Source organism: Phenylobacterium sp., from assembly GCF_016124325.1.
GTDB lineage: Bacteria > Pseudomonadota > Alphaproteobacteria > Caulobacterales > Caulobacteraceae > Phenylobacterium.
Genome location: NZ_WGNY01000021.1, coordinates 33895 through 58527 on the forward strand (window position 1 = coordinate 33895; position 24633 = coordinate 58527).

Sequence of the window (24633 nt, forward strand, 5' to 3'; positions counted from 1 at the left end):
CCGTGGACGCCTTCCCCGCCTTCTTCCCGCTGGCCGGCCGCACGGTCGCCGTGGCGGGCGAGGGCGAGGGCGCCGAGGCCAAGGCGCGGCTGTTCGACGGATCGCCCGCGACGCTCCTGCGCCTGACCGGGCCGCGGGCGCTGGATCCGCGCGCCTATGCGGGCGTGAGCCTGGCCTTCGTGGCCGCCGAGGACGACGCCTGGGCGCTGGCGGCGGTGGAGGCGGCGCGCGCCGCCAACGTGCCCGTCAACGCGGTGGACCGCCCCGCGCTCTGCGACTTCGTCACCCCGGCGGTGATCGACCGCGGCGAGGTGGTGGCCGCCATCGGCACGGGCGGCGCCTCGCCCATGCTGGCGACCATGCTGCGCCACGACATCGAGACCCGCGTGCCCGAGGGCGCCGGCCGGATCGCGGCCCTGTTCCAGGCGATGCAGGACGAGGTGCGCGCCACCCTGCCCGACCCCGCGGCCCGCCGCCGCTTCCTGCGCGCCGCCCTCTCGGGCCCGGCCGCTTCGGCGGCGTTGGCCGGCGACATGGACACCGCCCGCGAGCGCCTGCGCGCCGCGCTGGCCGACAATCCGCAGATGGCGGGCAAGGTGCAGTACATCGACGCGCGCGGGCCGGCCGACCTGCTCGCCCTGCGCGCCGCCCGCGCACTGGCCGCCGCCGACGTGCTGGCCTGCGACGAGGGCGCCCATCCGGACGTCCTGGCCCTGGCCCGGCGCGACGCCGAGCGGCTGCCGCCCACGACCTGCGACCGGCTCGCCGCCCTGGCCGCCGAGGGCCTCACCGTGGCGCGGCTGGTCACCGATCCCGCGTGGCGGGGCGAACAGACCGCCCTCGACGCCCTGGGCGTGACCACCGAAGTGCTTCCGATCGCCGGCTAGGGGCCAAATCGCGCGGCGGCGGACGTCTGGGCCGGACAGGCTGGCGGATTTCGTGCTGTTCTTCGTTCAGATGGGCGAGGGCCTGGTCGGGAGATGGCGATGCGTACGGTGGCGGCGGCGGCGGTTCTGGTCCTGGCGGCAGGGGCTGCAAGCGCCCAGCCGGCCGATCCCAAGATCGCCGCGCGGATCGAGAAGGTGCTGGCGAAGACGCCGCTGATCGACGGCCACAACGACGTCCCCTGGGAGATCCGCAACCGCGCCGGCGGGAACGTGTGGAAGCTGGACCTCGGCGCCGACACCTCGCACTTGCCGCCGCCCCCCGGCCAGCCCGACGCGCCGGGCATGATGACCGACATCCCGCGCCTGAAGGCGGGCCATCTGGGCGGCCAGTTCTGGTCGGTGTTCATCCCGCCGAACATGACCGGCCCGCTGGCGGTGCAGATGACCCTCGAGCAGATCGACATCGTCAAGGGCATGGCCGCCCGCTGGCCCGACACCTTCGAGATGGCCTACACGGCCGACGACGTCGTGCGCATCCACAAGGCCGGCAAGGTGGCCTCGCTGATCGGCATCGAGGGCGGCCACCAGATCGACAACAGCCTGCCGGTGCTGCGCCAGATGTACGCCGCCGGCGCGCGCTACATGACGCTGACCCACGCGCTCAACACCGACTGGGCCGATTCCGCCACCGCCGATCCCAAGCACGACGGGCTGACCCCGTTCGGCGAGGCCGTGGTGAAGGAGATGAACCGGCTGGGGATGCTGGTCGACCTCAGCCACGTCTCGGAGGGCACGATGAAGGACGCGCTGGCCGTGGCCCAGGCGCCGGTGATGTTCTCGCACTCGGGCGCCAAGGGCGTGGACGACCACGCCCGCAACGTCTCCGACGAGGTGCTGAAGCTGGTGGCGGCCAACCACGGCGTGGTGATGGTCAACTTCGCCACCGACTACGTCAGCCACGACCGGATGGTGTGGTCGGCGGCCCGCTCCGCCGAGCGGGCGCGCTACAACGCCCCGCCGTTCGGCGGCCTCTACATCGGCCAGCCCGAGAAGGCCAAGGCGGCCCTGGCCGAGTGGGACAAGACCCATCCGCCGCCGCCGGTGACGCTCTCCATGGTGGCCGACCACATCGAGCACATCGCCAAGGTCTGCGGCGTGGACTGCGTAGGCATCGGCTCCGACTTCGACGGCATCGGCGAGACACCCAAGGGCCTGGAGGGCGTCGACAAATACCCCGACCTGCTGGCCGAGTTGGCCCGCCGCGGCTGGAGCGACGACGACCTCGCCAAGGTGGCCGGCGGCAGCGTCCTGCGGGTCATGCGCGAGGCCGAGGCGGTCGCGAAGAAGCTGCAGGCGACCACCCCGCCGTCGTACGCCACCATCGCCGAGCTGGACGGGGGGAAGAAGTAGAACGAGATGCTCCCCTTCCGGGGGAGCTGTCGCGGAGCGACTGAGGGGGGCACTCCGAGTGCGCCGCCCATCCATCTGAGCGGACCCCCTCCGGCCCTTCGGGCCACCTCCCCCGAAGGGGAGGATGCTCAGCCGTCCAGGGGGCGGCCGTTGGTTTCCTTGAGGAACAGGAAGCACACCACCACCGAAATGGCGGTGAAGGCGAACGGGAACCACAGGCCGGAGTAGAGGTCGCCCACCGTCGTCACGATGGCGAAGGCGGTGAAGGGGACGAAGCCGCCGACCCAGCCGGTGCCGATGTGGTAGGGCAGCGACAGCGCCGTGTAGCGCACGCGCGTGGGGAACAGCTCCACCAGGCAGGCCGCGATCGGGCCGTAGAGCGCCGTGGCCGCCACCACGAACACCAGCAGCACGCCGAACGCGCCCCACAGGTTCATCCGCTTGGGGTCGGCCTTCTCGGGATAGCCGCCCTGGGCCAGCGCGGTCTTGAGCCGGGCCTCGACGCTGGCCTTCACGGCCTTGGCGACCTCAGGCGTGAGCCCCTTGGCGGTGGTGGAGGGAACGGTCTGCTCGCCGACGCGCACCAGGGCGGGCTGGCCGGGCGCGCCGGCCTGGTTGGAATAGGAGACGCCGGCGTTGGCCAGCACCGCCTTGGCGATGTCGCACGACGACGAGAAGCTGGCCTTGCCGATAGGGTCGAACTGCAGCGAGCAGTCGGCGGGGTCGGCGATCACCACCACCGGCGTCGTCGCCCGGGCCTCGGCCAGGGCGGGGTTCAGCGTGCGCGCCAGCATGTGGAAGCCGGGGAAGTAGGCGGCCAGCATCAGGGTCATGCCGAACAGCAGCACGGGCTTGCGCCCCACCCGGTCCGACAGCCAGCCGAAGACGACGTAGAGCACGGCGCTGACCGCCGTGGCCGACAGCATCAGGGTGTTGATCGTCTCGGGCGCGACCTTCAGGAACCGCTCCATGAAGGTCTGGACGTAGAAGAAGGCCGTGTACCAGACCGCCCCCTGGGCGAACATGATCCCCACCAGGGCGATCAGCACGAGCTTGAGGTTGTCCCAGCGGCCGAAGGCCTCGGCGTAGGGCGCGTGGCTGATCTCGCCCTCGAGCTGCAGCTTGGCGAACGAGGGGCTCTCGCTGAGCTTCATGCGCATCCAGATCGAGATCACCAGCAGCAGGGCCGAGATCAGGAACGGCACGCGCCAGCCCCAGGCGTCGAAGGCCTCGTTGCCGAGGATCACCCGGGTGGCGAGGATCACCAGCAGCGCCGCCAGCAGGCCGAAGGCCGCCGAGGTCTGGATCCAGCCGGTGGACTGGCCGCGGCCGTCCGAGCGGGCGTGCTCGGCGACGTAGATCGCCGCGCCGCCATATTCCCCGCCCAGCGCGAAGCCCTGGATGATGCGCATGAGGATCAGCAGCGTCGGGCCGATGAAGCCCGAGCTGGCGTAGCTGGGCAGCAGGCCGATGGCGACGGTCGCCCCGCCCATCATCAGCACGGTGGTCAGGAACGCGCCCTTGCGGCCCAGCCGGTCCCCGATGCGGCCGAACACCAGGGCCCCGATGGGCCGGAACAGGAAGCCCGCGCCGAACAGCGCCAGCGCCGCGGCCAGGCCGGCCGTCTCCGGCAGGCCCGAGAAGAAGGTCTTGGAGATGATGCCGGTCAGGCTTCCGAAGACGAAGAAGTCATACCACTCGAAGGTGGTGCCGGCCGACGAGGCGGCGACCACGGTCCTCAGCGAGGCGGCCGGCTTGCCCGGCGCCCCCGTCGCGGCGACGTCCGCCATACTTGCTTCTCTCCCCAAGAATTATCGCGCTTGGTCTAGCACCGCTTCGGGCGCGGTCGCCAACCCGGCCGGCTATTTCGCCCCGACGTAGGTCTTCACCAGGTCGAACAGATAGTCGCGGCCCTCGTACAGCGACCGGGCGCGCATGCGCTCGTTCAGGCCGTGGGCCCCGTTGCCGTCGGGTTCGCCGAAGATGCCGGGCACGCCGTAGATCGGCATGCCGACCACGCCGAAATAGACGGCGTCGGTGGCGCCGGCCGACATCGAGGGAACCAGCGGCACGCCGGGCCAGTACTTGGCGGCCAGCGTCGTCATCGGCCCGATGATCTTGGGGTCCATCGGCGGATTGACCGCGATAGGCTTGTCGGAATGCGGGGCGTCGATCGTGATCTTGGGATCGTCGATCACCTTGGCCAGCACCTGGCGCACGCCCTCGGGCGTCTCGCCGGGGAAGATGCGGCAGTTGACGTTGGCCGTGGCCCGCTGCGGCAGGGCGTTGGGCGCGTGGCCGGCCGAGAGCAGGGTGGCGACGCAGTTGGTGTGCAGCACCGAATTGATGCCGGGATCGGTCATGGCGACCTTGGCCGCCTCGGCGTCGGCGGGGTCGACGAGCAGCCGCTTCAGCGCCTGGCCGGCGGGGTCATCCTGCTCGGCCCGCGGCGCGAAGGCCGCGCGCGTGGTGTCAGTCAGCTTGATGGGGAAGACATAGGCGCGGATCTTCTGCAGGGCGTCGGCCAGCTCGTAGATGGCGTTGTCGGGCCGGGGCCGCGAGGAGTGCCCGCCGGGGTTCGTCGCCGTCAGGATGTAGTCCTGATAGATCTTCTGGCCGGCCTGGACCGACAGGGCCTCACGATTGCCGGCGGCGTCCAGCCGTCCGCCGCCGCCTTCGGTGAGGCCGAAGTCCGCCTTGACGAGATCGGGCCGGTTCTTGCCCAGCCATTCGGCGCCGTTGAACGCGCCGCTCGTCTCTTCGCCGCAGGTGAGCGCCAGCTTCAGCGTCTTCTTCGGCGGCGACTTGGCCTGCTTCAGCCGGATCATGGTGTCGACCCAGACGGCGTCCATGCCCTTCATGTCGGCCGTCCCGCGGCCGTAGAAGAAGCCGTCCTCCTCGACCATCACGAAGGGATCGCGCGTCCAGTCCTCGCGCTTGGCCTCCACCACGTCGAGGTGGCCCAGCAGCAGGACCGAGCCGGCCTTGGGATCGGAGCCCTTGAGCACCGCCACCAGGCCGCCGTCCTTGGGATGCTCGGGCACGGCGAAATAGGTGATGTCGTCGTCGGCGAAACCCGCGGCCTTCAGGCGCGCGCCCATCTTGTGGGCGGCCTCGGTGCAACTGCCGACCGAGAGCGAGGTGTTGGTCTCGACCAGCTCCTTGTAGATCGCCCGGAAGGCGGCCTGGTCGGGCCGTAGCGCCGCCTCGTCCGCCTTCGCCGCCAGGGGCGCGAGCAGCGCCAGTCCCAATGCCAGTCCCGCCGCCTTCATACGCGCCTCCATCCGAACGAAGGCGCAATCAAGCATGGCCGCGGCGCGGACGAAAGCGCCCGCCCCGGCCGTGGGGCGGCCGGAGCGGGCGATGGCGGCGTGGGAGCAGCCCCCCGGCTGTTCCTTCGCCGTCAGATCCTCAGGGCGACGGCCGCGGGGCCCGTCCGGCGGCGGCGCAGCATGGCGCCCGCGCCAGCGAAGCCGACGATCATCAGCGCCCAGGCGCCCGGCTCCGGCACGGCCGCGCCGAACTGGCCCGTCGTGGTCGCGGTGAAGTTCGATAGCGACTTGCCGCTGAGATGGGTCAGGCCGTTGAGCTGGCCGCGATGGATGGCGTTCAGGCTGATCGTGAACGTTTCGAAGTCGAGGTTGCCGGCGTTGAAGACATCGGAGAGGTAGGTGGCGCTGCCGCCCGCCAGGGGGTCGACGCTCATCGCGCCGGTGGCGACGCCCATGATCACGCCGCCGCTGAACGCGCCCGAGAGCAGGTTGGCGCCGGCGGCGTAGTCCACGCCGTTGCGGGTGAAGGCCTGCTGCGAGGTGAACGAGAACGTCCCGTGCAGGCCTTGCTGCACCTGGAACCCGGCGAGCGTCTGGGCCGGATTGCCGTCGTCGACCACGCCGGCGAACTGCAGGGTGGCCAGCACCTCGACGGGGTCGCCGTGCGCGACGTCCGTGTCCCAGAGGCGGAAGATCACCGTGGGGTCGCCGATGTCCTGCAGGGTCCCGCCGGTCTTGGCCGCCGATTGGGTCCAGACGAGCGTGTCGCCGGCGTTCTTCTGCTGGTACTGGGCGAAGTTGATGATGGTAGTGGCGCCGGCGGGCGCCGCGGCCAGGCCGGCGATGGCGAGCGTCGCGGCGGCGGCCAACTTGGTGAAGGCGTTCATGGCTTGCGTTCCCTGGCCGCCGCGCCGGAAGCGCCGGGGCCTTGTCCTCAGTCCACCTGAGGCTATGGCGGGGGTTGCAGCGCAACAATCCGGGCTGACGGTAGGGCGCGGCGACTAACTTTCGATAGGGTGTCGATGTCGCGCGGCATCCGCGATACTGCATCGGACCGGCGCGTTGCGCCGTGGAGAGGGGACCCGTGGACGCGGGACAGTTGTCGTCGGCCCGCAGCGGCCGGGTGATCGCGATCGGGCGCGCCGTTTTGGCGCTGTTCCTCGCCGCCTCCTACCTTCTCGCGCCCGCACAGCCGCGGGCGATCGGCCTGATCGTCGGCGGGCTGCTGGCCGCCTACTTGGCCTGGAGCCTGCTCCTCTTCGTGGCCAGCCGGACCCCGGCGTTCCGCTATCGGCTGGGCCGCACCCCGCTGGCGCTCACGGCGGTGGATCTGGCCGTGTTCACCCTGCTGCTCTACCTGACCAGCGGCGCCGACAGCCCGTTCTTCAGCCCCTATGTGTTCCTGATCCTGAGCGCCACGATCCAGTGGGGGTCGCGCGGGGCGGCGATCATGGGGCTGCTCACCCTGGCCGCCCTCGCCCCAGCCGGCGGAAGCCTCGCCTTCGGCGCCGACCGGGACGCCGGCGCAGGCCAGGTGCTGGTGCTGCGCCTGGGCTACACGGCCGTGATCACGGTCATGCTGATGGCGTTCGGCCGCCACATCGAGCGCGTGGTGGAGGAGCTGTCGCGGCTGTCCGACCCGCTGTCCGAGGGCGAGGCCGACCAGGATCCGCCGATCGCCGAATGCCTGCGCCACGCGCTCTGGGTCTTCGGCGCCTCGCGCGGCGCCTTCCTCTGGGGCGAGACCGACGAACCCTATGTGACCCTGGCGGTGCTGTCGGAGGGTCGCTTCTCGACCGAGGCCCTACCCCCGCAGGCCGAGCCCTGGGTCGCGCCGGAGGTCGGCGAGGCGGTGTTCCTGCTGCACGCGCCCTCCGGCGCGACGCTGGTCCGCAAGGGGCGCGGCGGCGCCCAGGGGCCGAACGCGCCGCTCGCCGGCGCGCTGATGGCGCGCGAGCCGTTCGAACGGGCGCTCGTGATCCCCGCCTCCACGCGGGGCCTGACCGGCTGGGTGCTGGTGTTCGACCATGAGGACCCCGCCAACGAGGACCTCGCGATCGGCGCCATGGTGAGCGCCCAGGTCTCGGTCGCGCTGGAGCGGTGGGAGTCCCAGCGGGCGCGGCGCGCCGCGGTCGCCGCCGAGGACCGGGTCCGCCTGGCGCGCGATCTCCATGACGGCGTGCTGCAGTTCCTCGCCGGCGCGGGCCTGCAGCTCGACAGCCTCGCCAAGGCCCCGGCCCTGCCCAGCGAAGCAGCCGACCGCGTCGCGATCCTGCGGCGCGCCATCTCGGACGAACAGAAGGAGCTGCGCAGCTTCATCGCCGCCATGCGACCCGAGCGCGGCAAACGCTCGACCGCGCGCTGCCTGCTCGCCCGCGAATTCGGCCAGCTCGCCGAGCGCCTGTCGCACCATTGGACGATCGAGGTGACCGCGGAGGTGCGCCCCGACGACCTGAACGTTTCCGACCGCATGAACTTCGATCTCTCCCGGCTGGTGCGCGAGGCGGTGGCCAATGCGGTGCGCCACGGCGGAGCGCGGCGGGTGGCCGTGACCGCCGACGCCGCCGGCGGGCGGCTCGTGGTGCGGATCGACGACAACGGCCGGGGCTTCGCCTTCGACGACGACACCGGCGGCGAGCCCATCACGGTCGGGGCCGCGCCCCGGTCGCTGCGCGAGCGCGTGCGCGCGATGGACGGGCGCCTGGAGCTCAAGTCGAGCCCGAAGGGCGCCAGCGTGACGATTGACGTGCCCCTGGAGGCGGCGGGATGACGAGTGTTGTGGTGGCGGACGACCATCCGCTGATGCTGGACGCCGTGGCCGGCGTGTTCGACGGCGGGGGCTTCCAGGTGCTGGCCCGCTGCCGCGACGGGCTGGAGGCGCGCGCGGCGATCCTTGAGGCCACGCCCGACCTGGCGGTGGTGGACATCCACATGCCGCACCTCACCGGCCTGCAGCTCCTGGCCCAGGCCCGCGCCGAGCGCTGGCCGACGCGGATCCTGCTGCTCACGGCGGGCCTCGAACCCGAGCCCCTGGTCGAGGCCATCCGGCTCAAGACCGACGGCCTGGTGATGAAGGGAGCGGCCGGGGACGTTCTTCTGCGCGCGGCCGAGGCCGTGAGCGGCGGGACCCAGTGGATCGACAAGGACGCCATGGAGCAGGTGATCGGCCTGCTGGCCGAGCCGGCCGCCGAGCCCGTGGCGCTCACGCCGCGCGAGGCCGACGTGGTGCGCTGCGTCGCCCGCGGCCGCCGCAACAAGGAGATCGCCCGCGACCTCGGCATCTCCGAGGGCACGGTGAAGATGCACCTGCACAATCTCTACGAAAAGCTGTCGGTGTCGTCCCGGACCGAGCTGGCCATCCTCGCCCGCGAGCGCGGTCTGGGCTGAGGTCGGTCAGGCCGCGGCGCTGTCGGCCTGGGCCGCGTCGCGGCGGCCGGCCGCCTCGCTGATCTCGGCCAGCAGGGCCCCGGGCGAGATCGGCTTGCCGACAACCCCGTCCATGCCCGACTCCAGATAGGCCTGACGCTGATGGGCCAGCACATTGGCCGTGAGCGCCACGATCGGCGTGGCTGCGAGCGTCCCGCCCAGCGCGCGGATGCGGCGCGCCGCCTCGACGCCGTCGATGCCCGGCATCTGGATATCCATCAGGATCAGGTCGAACTCGCCGCGGGCGGCGGCCTCCACGCCCAGGTAGCCGTCGGCCGCGGTCTCGACCACGGCGCCGAGGTTCTCCAGAAGCTTGGTGGCGATGAGCCGGTTGGTGGCGTTGTCCTCCACCACCAGCACCCGGACGCCGTCGAGCAGGGCGACCTGCGTCTCGGCGGCCTTGACCTCGGCGGCGGCGGGTTCGGCCCTCACTTCCAGCCAGAAGGTCGAGCCCTGGCCCTCCTGCGAGGTGAAGCCCACGTCGCCCTGCATCAACTGGGCGAGGCGACGCGTGATCGCCAGCCCGAGCCCCGAACCGCCGAACTTGCGGGTGGTGGAGGCGTCGGCCTGGTTGAAGCGCTCGAAGAGGCGCGCCTGGGCGGCCTGCGGGATGCCGATGCCGGTGTCCTCGACCTCGAAGCGCAGGACGCCGGCGTCGGCCCGGCGGCACCGCACGACCACATGGCCCCTGTCGGTGAACTTCACGGCGTTGCCGACGAGGTTGAACAGGCCCTGGCGCAGCCGCACCGGATCCGACCGCACCCAGCCCAGGCCGGGATCGGCGTCGACGACCATCTGCAGACCCTTGGCGCGCGCCTGCGGCTCAAGCAGCCGCACCACGCCCTGGACCAGGGCGGCCGGGTCCAGGGCCTCGTCGGCCAGCTCGAGCCGTCCGGCCTCGATCTTCGAGAAGTCGATCACATCGTTGAGCAGCTCGGAGAGCATCCGGCCGCAGGAGAGCGCCTCGGCCAGCAATGCGCGGCCGTCCTCCGAGAGCTGCTCGCCGCCCAGCAGGTGCAACACCCCCATCACGCCGTTCATGGGCGTGCGGATTTCGTGGCTCATGTTGGCGAGGAACGCCGCCTTGGCCTCGGCGGCCACCTCGGCATCGCGCTGGGCCTGCTTCAACGCCAGCTCCTGGCGCTTCAGCACGTCGCAGTCCTGGATCAGGCCCACGGCCCGCATCCAGCGGCCGCCACGCTTGGTCAGCAGGTGGTGGTAGACGCGCACCCAGCGCTCGGAGCCGTCCGGCCGCAGGATCCGCGCCTCGAATCCGTCGCCCGACCGCATCTCGCCATGGTGGAGGGCGCGGAAGGCCGCGCGCACGGCCGGCAGGTCCTCGGGGTGGAAGCGCGGGAAGCGGAGCGTCGCCGCATCCTCGTAGTTCGCGGTCACCTCGCCGGTGATGCGGACGTACTCGGGCGAGGCCCAGAAGGTGCGCCGCAGGTGATCGATCTCGTAGACGCCCGACTCCGCCGCCTCGAGGGCCAGGGTCAGGCGCCGCGCGTTGGCCGCGGCCTCGCGCTGGGCCCGCCGCATGTGCTGCTCGCCCTTGCGGGCGGCGTCGCGGGCCGCGACCAGCTCGGTGATGTCCTCGGAGATGCCCTTCAGCGCGAAGGCGCCCTCGCCGCGCGGCTCGGTGCGCAAGGTCGCGCGGAACGTCTTGTAGCGGCCCGACGCGGTGCGGACGCGGTGCTCGAACTGGTTGGGCTCGCCGGTGGTCGCAGCGTGGGTGAAGCGCGCCAGCACCGCCTCCCGCTCGCGCTGCGGCAGCAGGTCGGCGAAATCCTGAGGCGTGCGCACCGAGTCCGGCTCCAGCCCGACCAGCTCGGTCAGTTCGTCGGACCACTCGACCCGGTCGTCCAGCGGCTCGTAGGTCCACATGCCGATGCCGGCCGAGGCGCCGAGCGTCTTGCGCGTGCGCCGGGCGTCCTCGACCTGCTCGCGGTAGGCGCGCTCGGCGGTGATGTCGCGCATGTTGCCGATGTGGCAGCCGTCATCCATCACCTGGCGGCGGGCGGCCACCCAGATCCACTCGCCGTGGCGGTTGCGCAGCCGCACCTCGGCCTCGCTCAGGTCGCCCGGATTGGAGGCGTCGGCCCGCGCGCGGATGCCCGGAAGCTCGTCGGGGTGGCAGAAGTCGAACACCGAGCGGCCCACGAGCTCGCGCTCGCTCAGACCGGTGAATTCCGACCAGGCGCGGTTCACCTGCAGCAACACGCCGTCCGGCGACACGACCTGCATAAGGTCACGGCTGTTGTCGAACAGCCATTTCGCCATCTCGGCCTTGTCGGCGGCGCCGTTCGCGCTCTTCCGAGCCATAGACCTCCCCCAGGGTGCGGCGACGATCTACGGAAACACCCGTAAATTTAACGTTGTGACCGAAAACATTGGTCACTCAAGGTCGCGATTTGCCGCAGAGCTTCGCTCTCCGCGGCGCGGTCGCGGCCTCAGAAGGCGTTCTCGCCCGTGATCGCCCGGCCGAGGATGAGGGCGTGGACGTCGTGGGCGCCCTCGTACGTATTGACGGTCTCCAGGTTCGCCGCGTGTCGCATCACGTGGTACTCGCCCGAGATGCCGTTGCCGCCGTGCATGTCGCGGGCGACGCGGGCGATGTCGAGCGCCTTGCCGCAGTTGTTGCGCTTGAGCATCGAGATGGCCTCGGGCACCCAGGCGCCCTCGTCGATCAGCCGGCCCAGAGCCAGCGCGCCCTCGAAGCCCAGGGCGATCTCGGTGGACATGTCGGCCAGCTTCTTCTGCACCAGCTGGCGCGAGGCCAGGGTGCGGCCGAACAGCGAGCGGCTGGAGACGTAGTCTCGCGCGGCGTGCATGCAGAACTCGGCCGCGCCCATGGCGCCCCAGGCGATGCCGTAGCGGGCCTTGTTCAGGCACGAGAACGGGCCACGCAGGCCGCTGACGTTCGGCAGGATGGCGTCGGACGGCACGAAGACGTCCGACAGCGCGATCTCGCCGGTGACCGAGGCGCGCAGGGAGAGCTTGTTCTGGATCTTGGGGGTCTCGAACCCCTTGGTCCCGCGCTCCACCAGGAAGCCGTGGATCTTGCCGTCCAGCTTGGCCCAGACCAGCGCCACGTCGCTGATCGGCGAGTTGGTGATCCACATCTTGGCGCCGTTCAGCACGTAGCCGCCGTCGACCTTCTTGGCCGTGGTGCGCATCGAGGCCGGGTCGGAGCCGCCGTCGGGCTCGGTCAGGCCGAAGCAGCCCACGATCTTGCCGGCCGCCATGCCGGGCAGCCACTTGCGCCGCTGCTCCTCCGAGCCGAACGCGAAGATCGGATACATCACCAGCGAGCTCTGCACGCTCATCGCCGAGCGGTAGCCGGAATCGATCGCCTCGACCTCACGGGCGATCAGGCCATAGGCCACGTGGTTCACGCCGGCGCAGCCGTATTCCTCGGGCAGCGTCGGGCCCAGGAAGCCCAGCTCGCCCATCTCGGTCATGATCTCGCGGTCGAACCGCTCGTCGGCGAAGGCGCTGACCACGCGCGGCAGCAGCTTCTCGCGCGCGTACTGGCGCGCGGCGTCCCACACCATCCGCTCCTCCTCCGAGAGGCGGGAGGACATGTCGAGGGGATCGTCCCAGCGGTAGGTCTTCTGGGGCGCGCCGGTGTCGAGCGGCATGCGGAGGCTCCTTCGCGATCAGTCGGCGGGGGATACCGGCTTTTCAGGTCCCCGTGTAGACGCCCTTGCGCTTTTCGACGAACGCCAGGCGCGATTCCTTGGCGTCGTTGACGGCGCGCCGCGCGAAGGCGAGGCCCTGGCTCTCGTAGCGCAGCGCCTCGGTCAGCTCGCAGTCCTGGTTGTGCTGCAGCACGCGCTTGGACATCCGCATGGCCAGCGGCGGCCATTGGGCGATCGTCTCGGCGTAGGCCACGGCCGCGTCGAGCAGTTCGGCGGCCGGGACGATCCGGTTCAGCAGGCCCAGGCCCAGCGCCTCCTCGGCGCCGACGGCGCGGCTGGTGAAGATCATGTCGGCCGCGGCGGCGTAGCCCACCACCCGCGGCAGGAACCACGACAGGCCGGAGTCGGGCGACAGGTTCCGCTCGATGAAGACGCTCTTGAAGCGGGCGTGCTCCGAGCCGATCCGCACGTCGCAGGCCGCCGCCGTCGAGAGCCCCGCGCCCGCCGCCACGCCGTTGATCGCGCCGACCACCGGCTTGTCGAACGTGGCCCACAAGGTGGCCCAGCGGCCGACCCAGCCCATCTCGTCGATGCGTTCGTTCTGGCCCGTCGCCTCGGCCGGGCGCTCGGCCATCATCGCGGCCCCTGCCAGATCGGCGCCCGAGCAGAACCCGCGGCCGGCGCCCGTGAGCACCAGGGCGCGGACCTCATCGTCGGCGCGCGCCTCGGCCAGCGCGGTCTCGACCTCCGCGCGCATGACCGCGCTGAGGGCGTTGAGCCGGTCGGGCTTGTTGAGGGTCAGCACCGCCACCGGGCCGCGCCGCTCGTAGATGACCGCGTCGAAGACCTGTCCGCCGTCCGCCATGGCGCTCCTCCGTTATGTCGTTGGAGGAACACTCGCGCCGAACCGCGTCGAGGGGAAGCCGCCGCCGAATCTATGCCGCCATGACGTCGGCATTGAGGCGCTATTGATAATGATTTGCAAAAACGGGCGCCGACGGTTATGCGACTGCGCGTGAGTTTCATTCGCAAAGGGGTTGGCGACGTGCGTACGAGCGGCAGGGGCGGCATTCGAAGCATCAAGAGATCGGTCCGGGTTTCGGTCGGCCTAGCCGTCGCGGCCCTTGGCGTGCAGCAGGCCCACGCGGAAGAGGCGGACGCGAGCGGCGCCACGGCCGTGGACCAGCTGGTCGTCGTCGGCCGGCGCGAGGTGATCCAGTCGCCCAAATTCACCCAGCCGCTGAAGGACACGCCCCAGACCATCCAGGTCATCGGCAAGGAGCTGTTCAACCAGCAGGGCGCGGTGACCCTGACCGAGGCGCTGCGCAACAGCCCCGGCGTCGGGACCTTCTTCGCTGGCGAGAACGGCAGCACCTCGACCGGCGACGCGGTCTACATGCGCGGCTTCGACACCTCGAACAGCATCTTCGTCGACGGCGTCCGCGACGTGGGCGCGATCTCCCGCGACCTCTTCAACACCGAGCAGGTGGAGATCGAGAAGGGCCCGGCCGGCACCGACAACGGCCGCACGGCGCCCGCCGGCGCCATCAACCTCGTCAGCAAGCAGGCGCTGCTGGAGAACGCGGTGTCGGGGACAGCCTCGGCCGGCGTCGACGGCCAGAAGCGCGGCACGGTCGACGTGAACCAGGGCTTCTCCAGCCTCTCGGGCGGCGCCCTGCGCCTCAACGCCGTGTGGCAGGACAGCGACGTCCCGGGCCGCGACCATCTGAAGAACAAGCGCGCCGGCATCGCCTCGTCGCTCGGCCTCGGCCTGATGACCGACACGCGCGTCTACCTGAACCTGCTCTACGTCGACCAGGACAACATCCCCGACGGCCTCGTACCCACCATCGGCCTGCCGGGCTGGACCCCGCAGCCGGGCCTGGAGCAGCTGGCCGGGCATCCGGTCGATTCGAAGAACTTCTACGGCACCCGCGACGACCACGACGACGTCACCGCCCAGATGGCGACGCTGCGCTTCGAACACGATTTCGCAGGCGGACTGAAGCTGACCAACACCGCGCGGTGGGGCCGGACGAAGCAGGAATACCTCCTGACCTCGTTCATGACGACCGGCGGCACGACGGCCGACCCGCAGGCCGGCAATATCAAGTGGACCGACCCCAACGACCTGTCGACCTACACCGTCGCGCGCAGCCTCAACACGGTCCGCGACCAGAAGAACGACATCCTCACCGACCAGCTCAACCTGCGGGGCGACTTCGTCACCGGCGGCGTCGAGCACAGCGTCAGCGCGGGCGTGGAACTGACCCGCGAACGGCAGACGGCCTACGGGGTCACGGTCACGGGGAGCCGGCCGGCGGCCAGCCTCTATGATCCCGACTGGAACGACGCCGGCTCGCTCAGCCTGTCGCGAAGCGGCGCGGTCGCCAAGGGCAAGACCAACACCGAGGCCGTCTATCTCTTCGACACCGCGAAGTTCCTCGACGACAAGCTGCTGGTGACCGGCGGCGTCCGGCTCGACCACTACAAGACCACCTATTTCTCGACCGCGGTCTGCGACAACGGCACGGGCCGCAGAGCCGTGCCCTGCGGCGCCCAGCCGGTGGGCTCGATCGTCACCACCAACGACCTCAGTTCCAAGGACACTCTGTTCAACTGGAAGCTCGGCGCGGTCTACAAGCCGGTCGAGGCGCTGAGCCTCTATGTGAACTATGCGCTGTCGCAGCAGCCGCCCGGCGGCTCGAACTTCTCGCTGAGCTCCTCGGCCACCAGCCTCGACAACCCGCGGCTCGACCCGCAGAAGGCCAAGACCATCGAGGCCGGCGCCAAGTGGAGCGTGCTGGACGACAAGCTGCTGGTGAACCTCGCGCTGTTCCGCACCAACGTGACCAACGAGATCAACAACCAGATCCTCGACGACGCCGGCAACCCGACCCAGACGGGCGAGAAGCGGGTGAAGGGGATCGAGGTCTCGGCCGTCGGCCGGATCACCGAGCAATGGTCGATCTCCGCCGGCTACAGCCATCTCGACACCAGCGTCGTGGAGGGCCCGTCCGTGGCCAGCGACGGGAGCTCGAACCTCACCTACACGCCCGGCGACGCCTTCACCGTCTGGACGACCTACACCCTGCCCTTCGGCCTCACCGTCGGCGGCGGCGTGCGCCACACCGGCGGCCTGCATCGCGGCACGGACGGCGCGGTGGGCACGCCCACCTTCACCAAGTCGTGGACCGTCGTGGATGCGGTCGTCTCCTACCCGGTGACCGACCACGTCATGCTGCGGGTCAACGCCTACAACCTGTTCGACAAGGACTACGTCGCGTCGATCAACAAGAGCGGCTACCGCTACACGCCCGGCACGCCGCGGACGTTCCTGTTCAGCGTCGACTACAGCTTCTAGACCTACGCATACAGGCCGCGGCGGGTGGTGACGGCCCGCCGCGGAGCAACCGAGCGGAAGCCATCATGCTGGTGCACATCCCGCAGATCCTCGACGCCCAGGAGGTCGCCGAGTTCCGGCGCCGGCTGGACGCGGCCGACTGGACCGATGGCCGCGAAACCGTCGGGCCGCAGGGCGCGCAGGTGAAGCGCAACGAACAACTCCCCGACGCCTCGCCGCTGAAGGCCGAACTGGGCGCGGCGGTGCTCGCCGCGCTGGACCGCAGCCCGCTGTTCTTCGCCGCGGCCCTGCCGTTGAAGATCCTGCCCCCGCGCTTCAACCGCTATGCCGGCGGCGGCCACTACGGCTTCCACGTCGACGGCGCGGTGATGCGGATGGGCGACGGGCGGCAGCTGCGCTCGGACGTCTCCTGCACCCTGTTCCTCAACGACCCCGACGACTACGAGGGCGGCGAGCTGATCATCAGCGACACCTACGGCGAGCACGAGGTGACGCTGCCGGCCGGCGACGCGATCGTCTATCCGTCGAGCAGCCTGCACCAGGTGCGGCCGGTGACCCGGGGCGCGCGCCTGGCCTCGTTCTTCTGGATTCAGAGCCTAGTCCGCGACGACGGCCAACGGCGGATGCTGTTCGAGCTGGACGCCACGATCCAGCGGCTGAAGGCGGGCGGAGCCGACGAGGAGTCCGTCCTCCAGCTCACCGGCATGTACCACAACCTGCTGCGCGGTTGGGCCGAGACCTGAGCCGCCGCGTCAGGCCTCCGCGAGCCTGCGCCGCCGCTCGCGCCGACGCAGCCACATCACCACGCCGGTGATCCCGAGGAGCGCGGGCGCGAGCCCGGCGACGAAGATCACCGTCTGCCAGACGATCCCCAGGCCGCCGCCGTCGTGCACCTGGCGCATCAGCCGCGAAACGGGATCCGGGCCGCCCTCGCGCCGGGGCTCGGCGCCGGGGCGCGGGAGCCTCACGTCGCCGGTCGCATCGGCGACCTGGATCGTCGCGGGCCGCTCGGCGCCCGGCGTCCTCAGGCCGACCCGCCAGGACGGATCGCGGCCGCGCGTCGGGGCGTTGATCTCGGCCAACTCGCCCGGGGCGGCGGCCAGGGCCGCGGCGGCGGCGTCGCCGAAGCTCATGCGCGGCTGCGCAAGCGGCGGGGCGAAGCGCCCGCCGGGGCCGCCGGCGCGCGGCGGCGGGGACGGGATTCCGAACAGGGCGCGGCTGGTCTGCGGGAACGAGATGTAGACGCCGGTCAGCGACAGCACCGCCAGCGGGATGCAGATCCAGAACCCCACCATGTGGTGCAGGTTGAACATCGTGGTGTCGCCGCGCGTCCAGCGCAGGCCCTTCACGAAGCCGCCCCGCCGCGGCCACCAGAGCCACAGCCCCGTGGCGCACGAGACGAACATCGCCCAGCCCAGCCAGCCCACCACCTTGCGACCCACCTCCGGAATCATGAGCGTGCCGTGGACCCGGTGCATGATCATCATGAAGCCCTTGGCCGTCTCGGCCGTGTCGAGCACGCGGGCGGTCGGCGGATCGATCCAGGCGTTGATCGTCTGGGGCCGGCCACCGCCTCCGGAGCCCGCCATCCGCCCCACCGCCACGACCGGGTCGCCCGGCTCCTGCGGCATCCGGATCTGGGTGAGCTGGGCGCGGCCGGCGAAGGCCGCCTGGGCCGCGCGCACATAGTCGTCGAGCGGACGTGAAGCCGTCGGCCCGCTTGTTGCGTACCTCTGGGCATGGAGGGCGCGATCGATCGGATCGTGCCAGACGAGGACAGAGCCGGTGACGCCCAGCGGAGCCAGTACGATCAGAAGGCCGGCGCCGATCCAGAGATGGACGTCCAGCCAGAGGCTGCGGAGCCTTGCGAGCACGGTCATGGGCGGCGGTCTCTCCCGATTGGGCCACAAGGCCGCCGATCGTGCTAATGCGAGTAATTCTCAAACGCAAGAGGCCCTGCGCACGCAACCGCTTCGCCGCGCCGGGGTTGTCTCTTCGATGCTTACGACGACAGCGGACGCCGACGATTTCCTGGGCGTGTTGCGGCCCTTCCTGCTCCTGGCCTGCATCGGCTTCGCCGCGGGCTTCCTGGGCTATTGGGCGCTGGCGCAGATGACGCCCGCCGGCGTGCAGCGGCTCGAACCGGCTCAGCCGGCCGTCCTCACCGGACCAATGGCCGACCCGGACAATCCTCCACGGCTGATCTGAGCCTCGGCGAACGTCGAAGGCGCGGGAGCGGGCTCCGCCAAACGCGGTCGGCCGGGCCCTTTCCCATCTCCCGCGCCTTCAGCCCTCGCCGAGGCTCAGGACCCGTCAGCCCCCGCGGGCGACGAACCAGCCGTTGCGGAATCCGTCCGGGGCCTTGCCGTAGACGAACGGCTCGCCCTCGGGCGTCGTCAGCCGCCCGCCCGCCGCCTCCAGCACCGCGTGCCCGGCGGCGATGTCCCACTCCATGGTCGGGCCGTGGCGGGGATAGATGTCGGCGGCGCCCTCGGCGATCCGGCAGAGCTTGATCGAGGAATCCATCGGCTCGCGCAGGTCGAAGCCGTACTCCGCCGCCAGCTTGGCCGCGGTCTCCTCCTTCATCGTGTGGCTGACGAGCGCGATGGCCGCCCCCTTGGGCCAGGGCCGCACGCGCACGGGCGCCTCGGGCCCGCCCTTGATCCGCTTGAGCGCGCCGCCGGGCGCCGTGAACCAAGTCTCGCCGCTGGGCGGGGCGACGACGGCGCCGGCCACCGGGCGGCCATGGTCGACCAGGCCGATGTTGACGGTGAAGTGCGGATCGCGCCGCACGAAGGCCTTGGTGCCGTCCAGCGGGTCCACCAGGAAGAACCGGGGCCCGATGGCGTCCGGCGTTCCGAACTCGCTCGCGTGCTCTTCGGAGATCACCGGCACGCCGGGGAACCGCCTGGCGAGGTGCTCGAGGATCAGCGCCTCGCCGCGCCGGTCGGCCTCGGTGACCGGGCTTTCGTCGGCCTTGGTCAGCACCTCCACGCCGGCTTCCCAGAGCGGCAGGATCAGATCCGCCGCCGCCTCGCAGATTTCGGCCAGCGCGCGGCCCAGCTCGTCAGTGTCGCTCAAGTCCCGCCTCGGTCCGTCTCGCTAGGGATTGTTGCGTCGGGGATCGTCGTCGACGAACTCCAGGGTCACCACCTGGGTGTCGATCGTCCGCTTGCCCGCATGTTCGAAGTTCACGGTCACCCTGCGGCCCGCCACCGACTGCACCTGGCCCAGTCCCCAGGCCGGCTCGGCGGGGTGTCGGACCAGGACGCCGGGCTCGAGGAAGGGATCCGGGAACCTGTCCATGCCGGGCTGTCATAGAGAGGCGCGCGCGTTTCCCCAAGGCGCAAATGGCGCCCGCCCGCCAAACCGGATTCCCCTCCGCGCGGATGCACTCTAGGGTCGCAAGGCATGACCGAGCCCCTCGCCCCCGCCGTACGCGCCGCCGAACTCGCCGCCTTCCTGGCGGCGCGGATGTGCCACGACTTCATCAGCCCCGCGAGCGCGATCACGTCGGGCCTGGATCTGCTGGAGGACCCGTCCACCAGCGACATGCATGACGAGGCCATGGGCCTGATCGCCGCCTCCGCGAAGAAGCTGGCCGACCAGCTCGCCTTCTGCCGCGTCGCCTTCGGCGCTTCGGCGTCGGCCGAGACGTTCGACGTGCGCGACCTGGAGAAGCTCTCCCGCGGCGTGTTCGACCACATGCGCGCCGACCTCGATTGGGCCGTCGAGGCGCCGGCGGTCAACAAGCCGACGGCCCGCGCGCTGCTCAACCTGGTGCAGATGGCGGGCGCGGCGCTGCCGACCGGCGGGACCGCCAAGGTGCGGGCTGTCCAGGACGGGGCGAACATGTCCATCGCCATCGAGGCCGTCGGGCCGCGCGCCCGCCTGCGGGCCGAGGTGGGCGAAGGGCTGCGGGGCGAACCCCTGGGCGAAGGGCTGCACGGCCACTGGGTGCAGGCCTACTACGCCTGGCTGCTGATCGGCGACGCCGGGGGGCGCGTCTTCGCCGAAGCCGAGCCCGAACGGGTGGTCTTCGCCGCCACCCTGCCGGCCTAGCCCTCCAGATCCCGCGCCTTCACCAGCGCCTTGGGGGCGACCATCCGCCAGGCCGCCTCCAGCATCCCCGCCATCTCGTCCTCGTCGATCGCGTCCAGGCGTACGAGCACGCCCGCGTAGCCGCGGTAATGGTCGTCGATGAAGAAGCGGTCGGGCGCGGTGTCCAGCAGCATCTCGCGCCGTTCGAAGCTGCAGCGCACCGCCAGCACGTCGAGCCTGGGGACCCGCGGCTTCTTCGGATGGACCCGCTCGTTCCAGGTCCAGGCTAGGCCTTTGCCCGCGACCAGATAGGTCAGCGCGCGTTCGGTGGAGGCGTCGTGGCCCGACGGCAGGGCCTCCACGAGGCGGCGGAGCGTTTCGCGGTCAACCATGCCGCCAAGGTACGCCGACGTCAGCCGACCGTTAACCGGTTGGGCTTCAGATGGGCGGCGTAGAGGAGAGGGGCGGCCGTGACCTCGAAGACATGCCTTGTCGTCGACGACAGCCGTGTGATCCGAAAGGTCTCGCGCCGCATCCTCGAGGAGATGGGTTTCGAGGTGGCCGAAGCGGCTGACGGCGTCGAGGCGATGGCCTGGTGCGCGGCGGTGCTGCCGGACGTGATCCTGCTGGACTGGCGGATGCCCAACATGGACGGCCTCGAATTCGTCCGGCGCCTGCGCGCCGAGCCGAACGGCGCGGCCCCGAAGGTGGTGTTCTGCAGCGTCGAGAGCGATCTCGACGCCATCCGCGAAGCGCTGGACGCCGGCGCGGACGAATACATCATGAAGCCCTTCGACGGCGGCATCGTCGCCGGCAAGCTGGCCGCCCTGGGGGTGGCCGCGTGATCCCCACCACCAACCGCATCTATCTCGCGGCCCTGTGCCTGGCCCGCGCCGGCCTGCGCATCGATTCCGACAAGACCTACCTGCTGGAAAGCCGGCTGGGCCCGGTGGCCCGGCGCGAGGGCTTCCCGTCGATCGAGGCCTTGATCGAGAAGCTGCGCGACGGAGGCGACGAGCGGCTGGCCTGGGCCACCGTCGAGGCCATGCTGTTGCCCGAGGCGGAGTTCTTCCGCGACCGGCGGATGTTCGAGACGCTGAGCGGCGAGGTGCTGCCGGCGATGGCGCGGGCGGCCGGCGGACGGCCGCTGCGGATCTGGAGCGCAGCCTGCGGGACGGGCCAGGAGATCTATTCGCTCGCCATGCTGCTGGCCGACGCCGCCGGCCTCGGCGACCGGGTCGAGCTGTTCGCCTCCGACCTTTCCGAGCGCGCGTTGGAGAAGGCCCAGGCGGCCGCCTTCTCGCAATTCGAGGTCCAGCGCGGCCTGCCGGCGCGCCTCCTGGTGCGCTGCTTCGAGAAGGAGGGCGAGGCGTTCGTGCTGTCGCCGCGTCTGCGCCAGATGGTCCGCTGGCGGCGGGTCAACCTGCTGGACGACGTCTCCGCGCTCGGCCGCTTCGACGTGATCCTCTGCCGCAATCTGCTGCCCCAGCTGGCCCCGGAGGCCAAGGATCGGGTGCTGCAATCGCTGAGCGGCGCGCTTCTGCCGGGCGGGCGGCTGGTGCTGGGGCCCGGCGAGGCGGCGGGCCGGGGCCTGACGGCCATCGATCCGGCGATCGGACTGCACGCCGCCGCGACCGGCGACGACGTGCGCTCGGCGGCCTAGTTCTTCGCGTCCTCGGCGGTGTCCGTCACGGCCTGACCGGCCGACTTCATGTCACGGCCGGCGCCCGACACGGTGTTGCAGGCGCTCACGGCGAGACTGGCCGCCAGCGCGGCCAGCACAATGATCTTACGCATGGTCTCATCTCCTCAGTCGGTCCCCGAAGGGTCCAACGGCAACGCCTCAGGCTGCGGCGCGGTTCCGCCGGGTGGCCCGCGGCGCGGGCTCGGCCGAGGGCGTCGGGAAGACCAGGCGCGCGGTAACGCCGCCGTCGCTGTTGCGCACCAGTTCCGCGCGGCCGCGCAGCTGGCGCGCGAAGGCGGTCATCAGGGTGCGGCCGACGCCTGAGGAGGCGAGCGCGCCCTCCCCGGGCTCGCCGTCGTCGCGGATCTCCAGTTCGGCCTCCTCGCCCCGCACCCGGAACGTCAGGGTCAGCAGGCCGCCGCGCTCGGCGAAGGCGTGCTTCTGGGCGTTGGTGATCGCCTCCACGGCGAACAGGGCCAGGGGAGCCAGCCGGTCGGGGTCGATCACCAGCGGATCGACGGTCAGTTCCGTGCGCACCGCGTGGCCGCGGACCGTCTCGCCGCTGATGAGCTGCGCGGTCAGCTCCTCGAGGAACGGCCGCAGGTCCACGCGCTTCAGGTCCGGGCCCTGGTAGAGCGCGCGGTAGACCAGGGCCAGGGCGGTGATGCGCTGGCGCGTGTCGCTCATGGCCGAGCGCGCCGCCGGATCGGCGAGCGCGCGCTGCTGCATGTTGAGCAGGCTGGAGATGACCTGGAGGTTGTTCTTCACGCGGTGATGGATCTCCCGCATCAGCGCGTCCTTCTGAGCCAGCGAGTCGCGCAGCGAAGCGTCGCGGCCGACGATGGCGTCGGCCATGTCCTCCAGGGTTTCGGCAAGGTCGCGGATCTCGGGCGGCATCTGTTCGGCCTGCACCGGGCGCACGCTGAGGCGGCCGCGGGCGTAGAGGGCCGCGATCCGCTGGAGGTAGGCGATCCATCGAACCACCACGCGCTCGGTCACGACCGACACCGCCACCAACGCCAGCAGGAAGGTGAGCAGCGGGAAGACGATCCCGGTCAGGGGGTTCAGGCGCGCCCACGAGATCAGGCCCGGCGATTGGGCCGAGAGCACCACATAGACATCGTCGCCGACCACCGGGGCGGCGGAGTAGACGCGCCGCCGCTTGCCGCTGTCCTGTCCGTACCAGACCAGGGCGCCGCGAGCCTCGACCTTGGCGCGCCAGTCCTCGGGCAGCCGGGGGAAGGCCGTCGCATCGGTGGTGGTGATGTAGCGGCCGGTGCGGTCGACCAGCCCGACCTCGGCTCCCTTCGGCAGGGTCGGATCGTTGGTGTGCGGCTGCAGGCTCGAAAGCGAAACCACGGCGGCGAAGGCGCCGTCGAACGCGCCGTCGGCGGCCGTGGCCCGCGCCGCGGTCAGGACGGCGGGCTCGTCGGCGTAGGTGGAGCCCGGGTCGCGGGTGACGGCGAAATCATCGCCGCCGGCGAGCTGACGGAACCAGGCGCGCTGCAACCGGGCGGCGTCGGCCGGCACCGGCCCGGCGGCGCAGACCACGCGGCCCAGCCGATCGAACCGGATCAGGTTGAGATAGCCCGGAATCCGGCTGGCCACCTGGGCCAGCCGCTGCGCGCACTGGAAGCCGACGGCGCCCGGCGCCAGGGTCTGCAGCAGCACGTCGGCGCTTTCCATCCGCGCCCGCGCCGTGGCCGCGCTCCGCTCGGCGGCGAACCCGAGGTTCTGCCGCAACTCGCGCCCCTCGCGCTGGAATCCGATGGCCGACTGCAGTGCGCCAAGGATCAGGACGGGCAGCAGAGCCGCCGCCAGGGCCGCGATCAGGCGAACCCGGATCGTGCTGAGCGTACTCCAAGGCACCCGAACCATCGGACCGTCCTACCGGACGGTGCTTAAACGCTCCGCGTCGGCCAGGATAGAACGCATTGCGTCTCCGGCGGCCGCGCCATCCCGTTCGTAGCTTCCGTCGTCGAGGATGGCGTGCAGGGCGCGGCGGGCCCGGCTGACCCGGCTCTTCACCGTGCCCACGGCGCAGCCACAGATCTCGGCAGCCTCCTCATAGGCGAAGCCGCCAGCCCCCACGAGGATGAGCGCCTCACGCTGTTCGGCTGGCAGCATGGCCAGGCCCTGGCGCAGTTCGTCGAGCGCGACCGGCGCCTCGGGATCGTCCACCGCCACCAGCGTGCGTTCGGCCGCCTCCTGGTCGAGCTGGCTCTGACGCCAGGACCGCCGCTTCTCGGAATAGAACTGGTTGCGCAGGATCATGAAGGTCCACGCCTTCATGTTGGTGCCCATCTGGAAGCTGGCGCGCGCGTCCCAGGCCTTGAGCATGGCGTCCTGCGCCAGATCGTCAGCGGCGGTGGGATTTCCGCAGAGGGTGCGCGCGAACGCCCGCAGGTGCGGGATCAGGGCCACCAGTTCCTTGCGGAACGCAGCGTCCTCGGCCGCGCTACGTTCCGGTCGCATCGTCCGGTTCGCCGCCGCCATCAGGCTTTCTCCGAGCCGCGCTCGTCGGCGCGGCGAAGGATGTCGAGGAATTCGTCGGGCACGTCCTCGTTGACCACCTCGTCAAACAGTTGTCGCAGACGCACGCCGATCGCCTGCTGGCGCAGGCGGGCTTCGTCCAAGGCTGCGGACGCCTTTCGGCGGTCGGGGATCGGGCGCTGTTCGATCATTTCTTCGGCGCCCCGCTCGCGCGGGGACCGCCCCCTCTTATGGTTCTTTCGCTCACTCAACGCCCTGCGTCCGCACCGGTTCCCTTCCCTTTCGCCTTAAGATGCGGAAAACCAGCGGCGAAGGGAACCGGTTCCCTACGGCGGCGTTTTCGGATCATGATGCGGGCTGTCGGGGAGCTTTGGCGCGCCAAGCTGCCGGCTGAGGCGCGCGATACGGAAAGGGA

The 24633-nt window shown here is 71.1% G+C and carries 24 protein-coding genes; 10 read left to right on the forward strand and 14 right to left on the reverse strand.

Features of this window, described 5'->3' with window-relative positions:
* Nucleotides 1-2 precede the first annotated feature (2 nt).
* Both GC203_RS13165 and GC203_RS13170 read left to right on the forward strand, forming a co-directional pair.
* Nucleotides 3-887, forward strand: coding sequence for a bifunctional precorrin-2 dehydrogenase/sirohydrochlorin ferrochelatase (locus GC203_RS13165; protein ID WP_293455109.1), 885 nt, complete (start codon nucleotides 3-5; stop codon nucleotides 885-887).
* A gap of 93 nt (nucleotides 888-980) precedes the next feature.
* On the forward strand, nucleotides 981-2297 hold the full coding sequence (locus tag GC203_RS13170) for a dipeptidase (protein WP_293455111.1): 1317 nt from the start codon (nucleotides 981-983) through the stop codon (nucleotides 2295-2297).
* 128 nt (nucleotides 2298-2425) lie between these two features.
* Here the strand turns inward: GC203_RS13170 and GC203_RS13175 are convergent, their stop codons facing one another.
* From GC203_RS13175 to GC203_RS13185, 3 genes are all read right to left on the reverse strand, one after another.
* Nucleotides 2426-4087 (reverse strand): MFS transporter, encoded by a 1662-nt coding sequence (locus GC203_RS13175; protein WP_293455114.1) that lies wholly within the window; start codon nucleotides 4085-4087, stop codon nucleotides 2426-2428.
* A 72-nt stretch (nucleotides 4088-4159) separates the two neighbouring features.
* Nucleotides 4160-5569, reverse strand: a complete 1410-nt coding sequence (locus GC203_RS13180) for a M20/M25/M40 family metallo-hydrolase (RefSeq protein WP_293455117.1) — start codon at nucleotides 5567-5569, stop codon at nucleotides 4160-4162.
* A 131-nt stretch (nucleotides 5570-5700) separates the two neighbouring features.
* Complete coding sequence (locus GC203_RS13185) at nucleotides 5701-6456, reverse strand: PEPxxWA-CTERM sorting domain-containing protein (RefSeq protein ID WP_293455120.1); 756 nt, start codon at nucleotides 6454-6456, stop codon at nucleotides 5701-5703.
* Nucleotides 6457-6653: 197 nt separating this feature from the next.
* Here GC203_RS13185 and GC203_RS13190 point away from each other — a divergent pair, with 197 nt between their 5' ends.
* Together GC203_RS13190 and GC203_RS13195 are read left to right on the forward strand one after the other, a co-directional pair.
* Nucleotides 6654-8339 (forward strand): histidine kinase, encoded by a 1686-nt coding sequence (locus GC203_RS13190; RefSeq protein ID WP_293455123.1) that lies wholly within the window; start codon nucleotides 6654-6656, stop codon nucleotides 8337-8339.
* Nucleotides 8336-8956 carry a response regulator transcription factor gene (locus tag GC203_RS13195; protein WP_293455126.1) on the forward strand — a complete coding sequence of 207 codons (621 nt, stop codon included), beginning with the start codon at nucleotides 8336-8338 and terminating at the stop codon, nucleotides 8954-8956. Before GC203_RS13190 ends, GC203_RS13195 begins: the two co-directional genes overlap by 4 nt.
* A 6-nt stretch (nucleotides 8957-8962) precedes the next feature.
* Here GC203_RS13195 and GC203_RS13200 read toward each other — a convergent pair whose 3' ends face one another.
* The 3 genes from GC203_RS13200 to GC203_RS13210 all read right to left on the reverse strand — a co-directional run bounded on the left by GC203_RS13200 (nucleotide 8963) and on the right by GC203_RS13210 (nucleotide 13501).
* Nucleotides 8963-11317 (reverse strand): PAS domain S-box protein, encoded by a 2355-nt coding sequence (locus GC203_RS13200; RefSeq protein ID WP_293455128.1) that lies wholly within the window; start codon nucleotides 11315-11317, stop codon nucleotides 8963-8965.
* Between the two features lie 128 nt (nucleotides 11318-11445).
* Nucleotides 11446-12636, reverse strand: a complete 1191-nt coding sequence (locus GC203_RS13205; protein ID WP_293455131.1) for an acyl-CoA dehydrogenase — start codon at nucleotides 12634-12636, stop codon at nucleotides 11446-11448.
* 43 nt (nucleotides 12637-12679) lie between these two features.
* Nucleotides 12680-13501 (reverse strand): enoyl-CoA hydratase-related protein, encoded by an 822-nt coding sequence (locus tag GC203_RS13210; protein WP_293455133.1) that lies wholly within the window; start codon nucleotides 13499-13501, stop codon nucleotides 12680-12682.
* A gap of 138 nt (nucleotides 13502-13639) precedes the next feature.
* Between GC203_RS13210 and GC203_RS13215 the strand changes: the two genes are divergently transcribed.
* Complete coding sequence (locus tag GC203_RS13215; RefSeq protein ID WP_293455135.1) at nucleotides 13640-16000, forward strand: catecholate siderophore receptor Fiu; 2361 nt, start codon at nucleotides 13640-13642, stop codon at nucleotides 15998-16000.
* Between the two features lie 65 nt (nucleotides 16001-16065).
* Nucleotides 16066-16743, forward strand: coding sequence for a Fe2+-dependent dioxygenase (locus GC203_RS13220; protein WP_293455137.1), 678 nt, complete (start codon nucleotides 16066-16068; stop codon nucleotides 16741-16743).
* A gap of 9 nt (nucleotides 16744-16752) precedes the next feature.
* On the opposite strand, the gene GC203_RS13225 is transcribed toward GC203_RS13220, so the two are convergent.
* Nucleotides 16753-17880 (reverse strand): PepSY-associated TM helix domain-containing protein, encoded by a 1128-nt coding sequence (locus GC203_RS13225; protein WP_293455139.1) that lies wholly within the window; start codon nucleotides 17878-17880, stop codon nucleotides 16753-16755.
* Between the two features lie 118 nt (nucleotides 17881-17998).
* On the opposite strand from GC203_RS13225, the gene GC203_RS13230 reads away from it, so the two are divergent.
* Entirely contained in the window at nucleotides 17999-18208 is a 210-nt protein-coding gene (locus GC203_RS13230) for a hypothetical protein (protein WP_293455141.1), read from the forward strand.
* Nucleotides 18209-18313: 105 nt separating this feature from the next.
* On the opposite strand, the gene cysQ is transcribed toward GC203_RS13230, so the two are convergent.
* Both cysQ and GC203_RS13240 read right to left on the reverse strand, forming a co-directional pair.
* Nucleotides 18314-19081 (reverse strand): 3'(2'),5'-bisphosphate nucleotidase CysQ, encoded by a 768-nt coding sequence (gene cysQ, locus GC203_RS13235; RefSeq protein ID WP_293455142.1) that lies wholly within the window; start codon nucleotides 19079-19081, stop codon nucleotides 18314-18316.
* Nucleotides 19082-19102: 21 nt separating this feature from the next.
* Nucleotides 19103-19306: a DUF3553 domain-containing protein gene (locus GC203_RS13240; RefSeq protein WP_293455143.1), complete on the reverse strand. Its 204-nt coding sequence runs from the start codon at nucleotides 19304-19306 to the stop codon at nucleotides 19103-19105.
* 105 nt (nucleotides 19307-19411) lie between these two features.
* Between GC203_RS13240 and chpT the strand changes: the two genes are divergently transcribed.
* Nucleotides 19412-20062, forward strand: coding sequence for a histidine phosphotransferase ChpT (chpT, locus tag GC203_RS13245; protein ID WP_293455146.1), 651 nt, complete (start codon nucleotides 19412-19414; stop codon nucleotides 20060-20062).
* Here the strand turns inward: chpT and GC203_RS13250 are convergent.
* Nucleotides 20059-20433 (reverse strand): MmcQ/YjbR family DNA-binding protein, encoded by a 375-nt coding sequence (locus GC203_RS13250; RefSeq protein ID WP_293455148.1) that lies wholly within the window; start codon nucleotides 20431-20433, stop codon nucleotides 20059-20061. The genes chpT and GC203_RS13250 overlap by 4 nt on opposite strands.
* 78 nt (nucleotides 20434-20511) lie before the next feature.
* Between GC203_RS13250 and GC203_RS13255 the strand changes: the two genes are divergently transcribed.
* Nucleotides 20512-20886 carry a response regulator gene (locus GC203_RS13255; RefSeq protein WP_293455151.1) on the forward strand — a complete coding sequence of 125 codons (375 nt, stop codon included), beginning with the start codon at nucleotides 20512-20514 and terminating at the stop codon, nucleotides 20884-20886.
* On the forward strand, nucleotides 20883-21704 hold the full coding sequence (locus GC203_RS13260; RefSeq protein WP_293455154.1) for a protein-glutamate O-methyltransferase CheR: 822 nt from the start codon (nucleotides 20883-20885) through the stop codon (nucleotides 21702-21704). The genes GC203_RS13255 and GC203_RS13260 overlap by 4 nt, the downstream gene beginning before the upstream one ends.
* On the opposite strand, the gene GC203_RS13265 is transcribed toward GC203_RS13260, so the two are convergent.
* Genes GC203_RS13265 through GC203_RS13280 form a run of 4 tightly spaced genes read right to left on the reverse strand, consistent with a single transcriptional unit; the run spans nucleotide 21701 to nucleotide 24409 of the window.
* Nucleotides 21701-21838 carry an entericidin A/B family lipoprotein gene (locus GC203_RS13265; protein ID WP_293455157.1) on the reverse strand — a complete coding sequence of 46 codons (138 nt, stop codon included), beginning with the start codon at nucleotides 21836-21838 and terminating at the stop codon, nucleotides 21701-21703. The two genes, GC203_RS13260 and GC203_RS13265, sit on opposite strands and share 4 nt — an antisense overlap.
* Nucleotides 21839-21884: 46 nt before the next feature.
* Nucleotides 21885-23603 carry a histidine kinase dimerization/phosphoacceptor domain -containing protein gene (locus tag GC203_RS13270; protein WP_293455160.1) on the reverse strand — a complete coding sequence of 573 codons (1719 nt, stop codon included), beginning with the start codon at nucleotides 23601-23603 and terminating at the stop codon, nucleotides 21885-21887.
* 9 nt (nucleotides 23604-23612) lie between these two features.
* The gene (locus tag GC203_RS13275; RefSeq protein ID WP_293455162.1) at nucleotides 23613-24200 is read right to left on the reverse strand and encodes a sigma-70 family RNA polymerase sigma factor; all 588 of its coding nucleotides are present in this window, start codon (nucleotides 24198-24200) and stop codon (nucleotides 23613-23615) included.
* A gap of 20 nt (nucleotides 24201-24220) precedes the next feature.
* Nucleotides 24221-24409, reverse strand: a complete 189-nt coding sequence (locus GC203_RS13280) for a NepR family anti-sigma factor (protein WP_293455164.1) — start codon at nucleotides 24407-24409, stop codon at nucleotides 24221-24223.
* Between the last annotated feature and the right edge of the window lie 224 nt (nucleotides 24410-24633).

What these genes read in the sequence shown, in the direction of transcription:
- GC203_RS13170 (WP_293455111.1), top strand. Translation starts at nt 981, where the DNA reads ATGGCGATGCGTACGGTGGCGGCGGCGGCGGTTCTGGTCCTGGCGGCA.
- GC203_RS13175 (WP_293455114.1), bottom strand. Translation starts at nt 4,087, where the DNA reads ATGGCGGACGTCGCCGCGACGGGGGCGCCGGGCAAGCCGGCCGCCTCG.
- GC203_RS13180 (WP_293455117.1), bottom strand. Translation starts at nt 5,569, where the DNA reads ATGAAGGCGGCGGGACTGGCATTGGGACTGGCGCTGCTCGCGCCCCTG.
- GC203_RS13185 (WP_293455120.1), bottom strand. Translation starts at nt 6,456, where the DNA reads ATGAACGCCTTCACCAAGTTGGCCGCCGCCGCGACGCTCGCCATCGCC.
- GC203_RS13195 (WP_293455126.1), top strand. Translation starts at nt 8,336, where the DNA reads ATGACGAGTGTTGTGGTGGCGGACGACCATCCGCTGATGCTGGACGCC.
- GC203_RS13200 (WP_293455128.1), bottom strand. Translation starts at nt 11,317, where the DNA reads ATGGCTCGGAAGAGCGCGAACGGCGCCGCCGACAAGGCCGAGATGGCG.
- GC203_RS13205 (WP_293455131.1), bottom strand. Translation starts at nt 12,636, where the DNA reads ATGCCGCTCGACACCGGCGCGCCCCAGAAGACCTACCGCTGGGACGAT.
- GC203_RS13210 (WP_293455133.1), bottom strand. Translation starts at nt 13,501, where the DNA reads ATGGCGGACGGCGGACAGGTCTTCGACGCGGTCATCTACGAGCGGCGC.
- GC203_RS13215 (WP_293455135.1), top strand. Translation starts at nt 13,640, where the DNA reads ATGCGACTGCGCGTGAGTTTCATTCGCAAAGGGGTTGGCGACGTGCGT.
- GC203_RS13220 (WP_293455137.1), top strand. Translation starts at nt 16,066, where the DNA reads ATGCTGGTGCACATCCCGCAGATCCTCGACGCCCAGGAGGTCGCCGAG.
- GC203_RS13225 (WP_293455139.1), bottom strand. Translation starts at nt 17,880, where the DNA reads ATGACCGTGCTCGCAAGGCTCCGCAGCCTCTGGCTGGACGTCCATCTC.
- GC203_RS13230 (WP_293455141.1), top strand. Translation starts at nt 17,999, where the DNA reads ATGCTTACGACGACAGCGGACGCCGACGATTTCCTGGGCGTGTTGCGG.
- GC203_RS13240 (WP_293455143.1), bottom strand. Translation starts at nt 19,306, where the DNA reads ATGGACAGGTTCCCGGATCCCTTCCTCGAGCCCGGCGTCCTGGTCCGA.
- chpT (WP_293455146.1), top strand. Translation starts at nt 19,412, where the DNA reads ATGACCGAGCCCCTCGCCCCCGCCGTACGCGCCGCCGAACTCGCCGCC.
- GC203_RS13250 (WP_293455148.1), bottom strand. Translation starts at nt 20,433, where the DNA reads ATGGTTGACCGCGAAACGCTCCGCCGCCTCGTGGAGGCCCTGCCGTCG.
- GC203_RS13265 (WP_293455157.1), bottom strand. Translation starts at nt 21,838, where the DNA reads ATGCGTAAGATCATTGTGCTGGCCGCGCTGGCGGCCAGTCTCGCCGTG.
- GC203_RS13270 (WP_293455160.1), bottom strand. Translation starts at nt 23,603, where the DNA reads ATGGTTCGGGTGCCTTGGAGTACGCTCAGCACGATCCGGGTTCGCCTG.
- GC203_RS13275 (WP_293455162.1), bottom strand. Translation starts at nt 24,200, where the DNA reads ATGCGACCGGAACGTAGCGCGGCCGAGGACGCTGCGTTCCGCAAGGAA.
- GC203_RS13280 (WP_293455164.1), bottom strand. Translation starts at nt 24,409, where the DNA reads ATGATCGAACAGCGCCCGATCCCCGACCGCCGAAAGGCGTCCGCAGCC.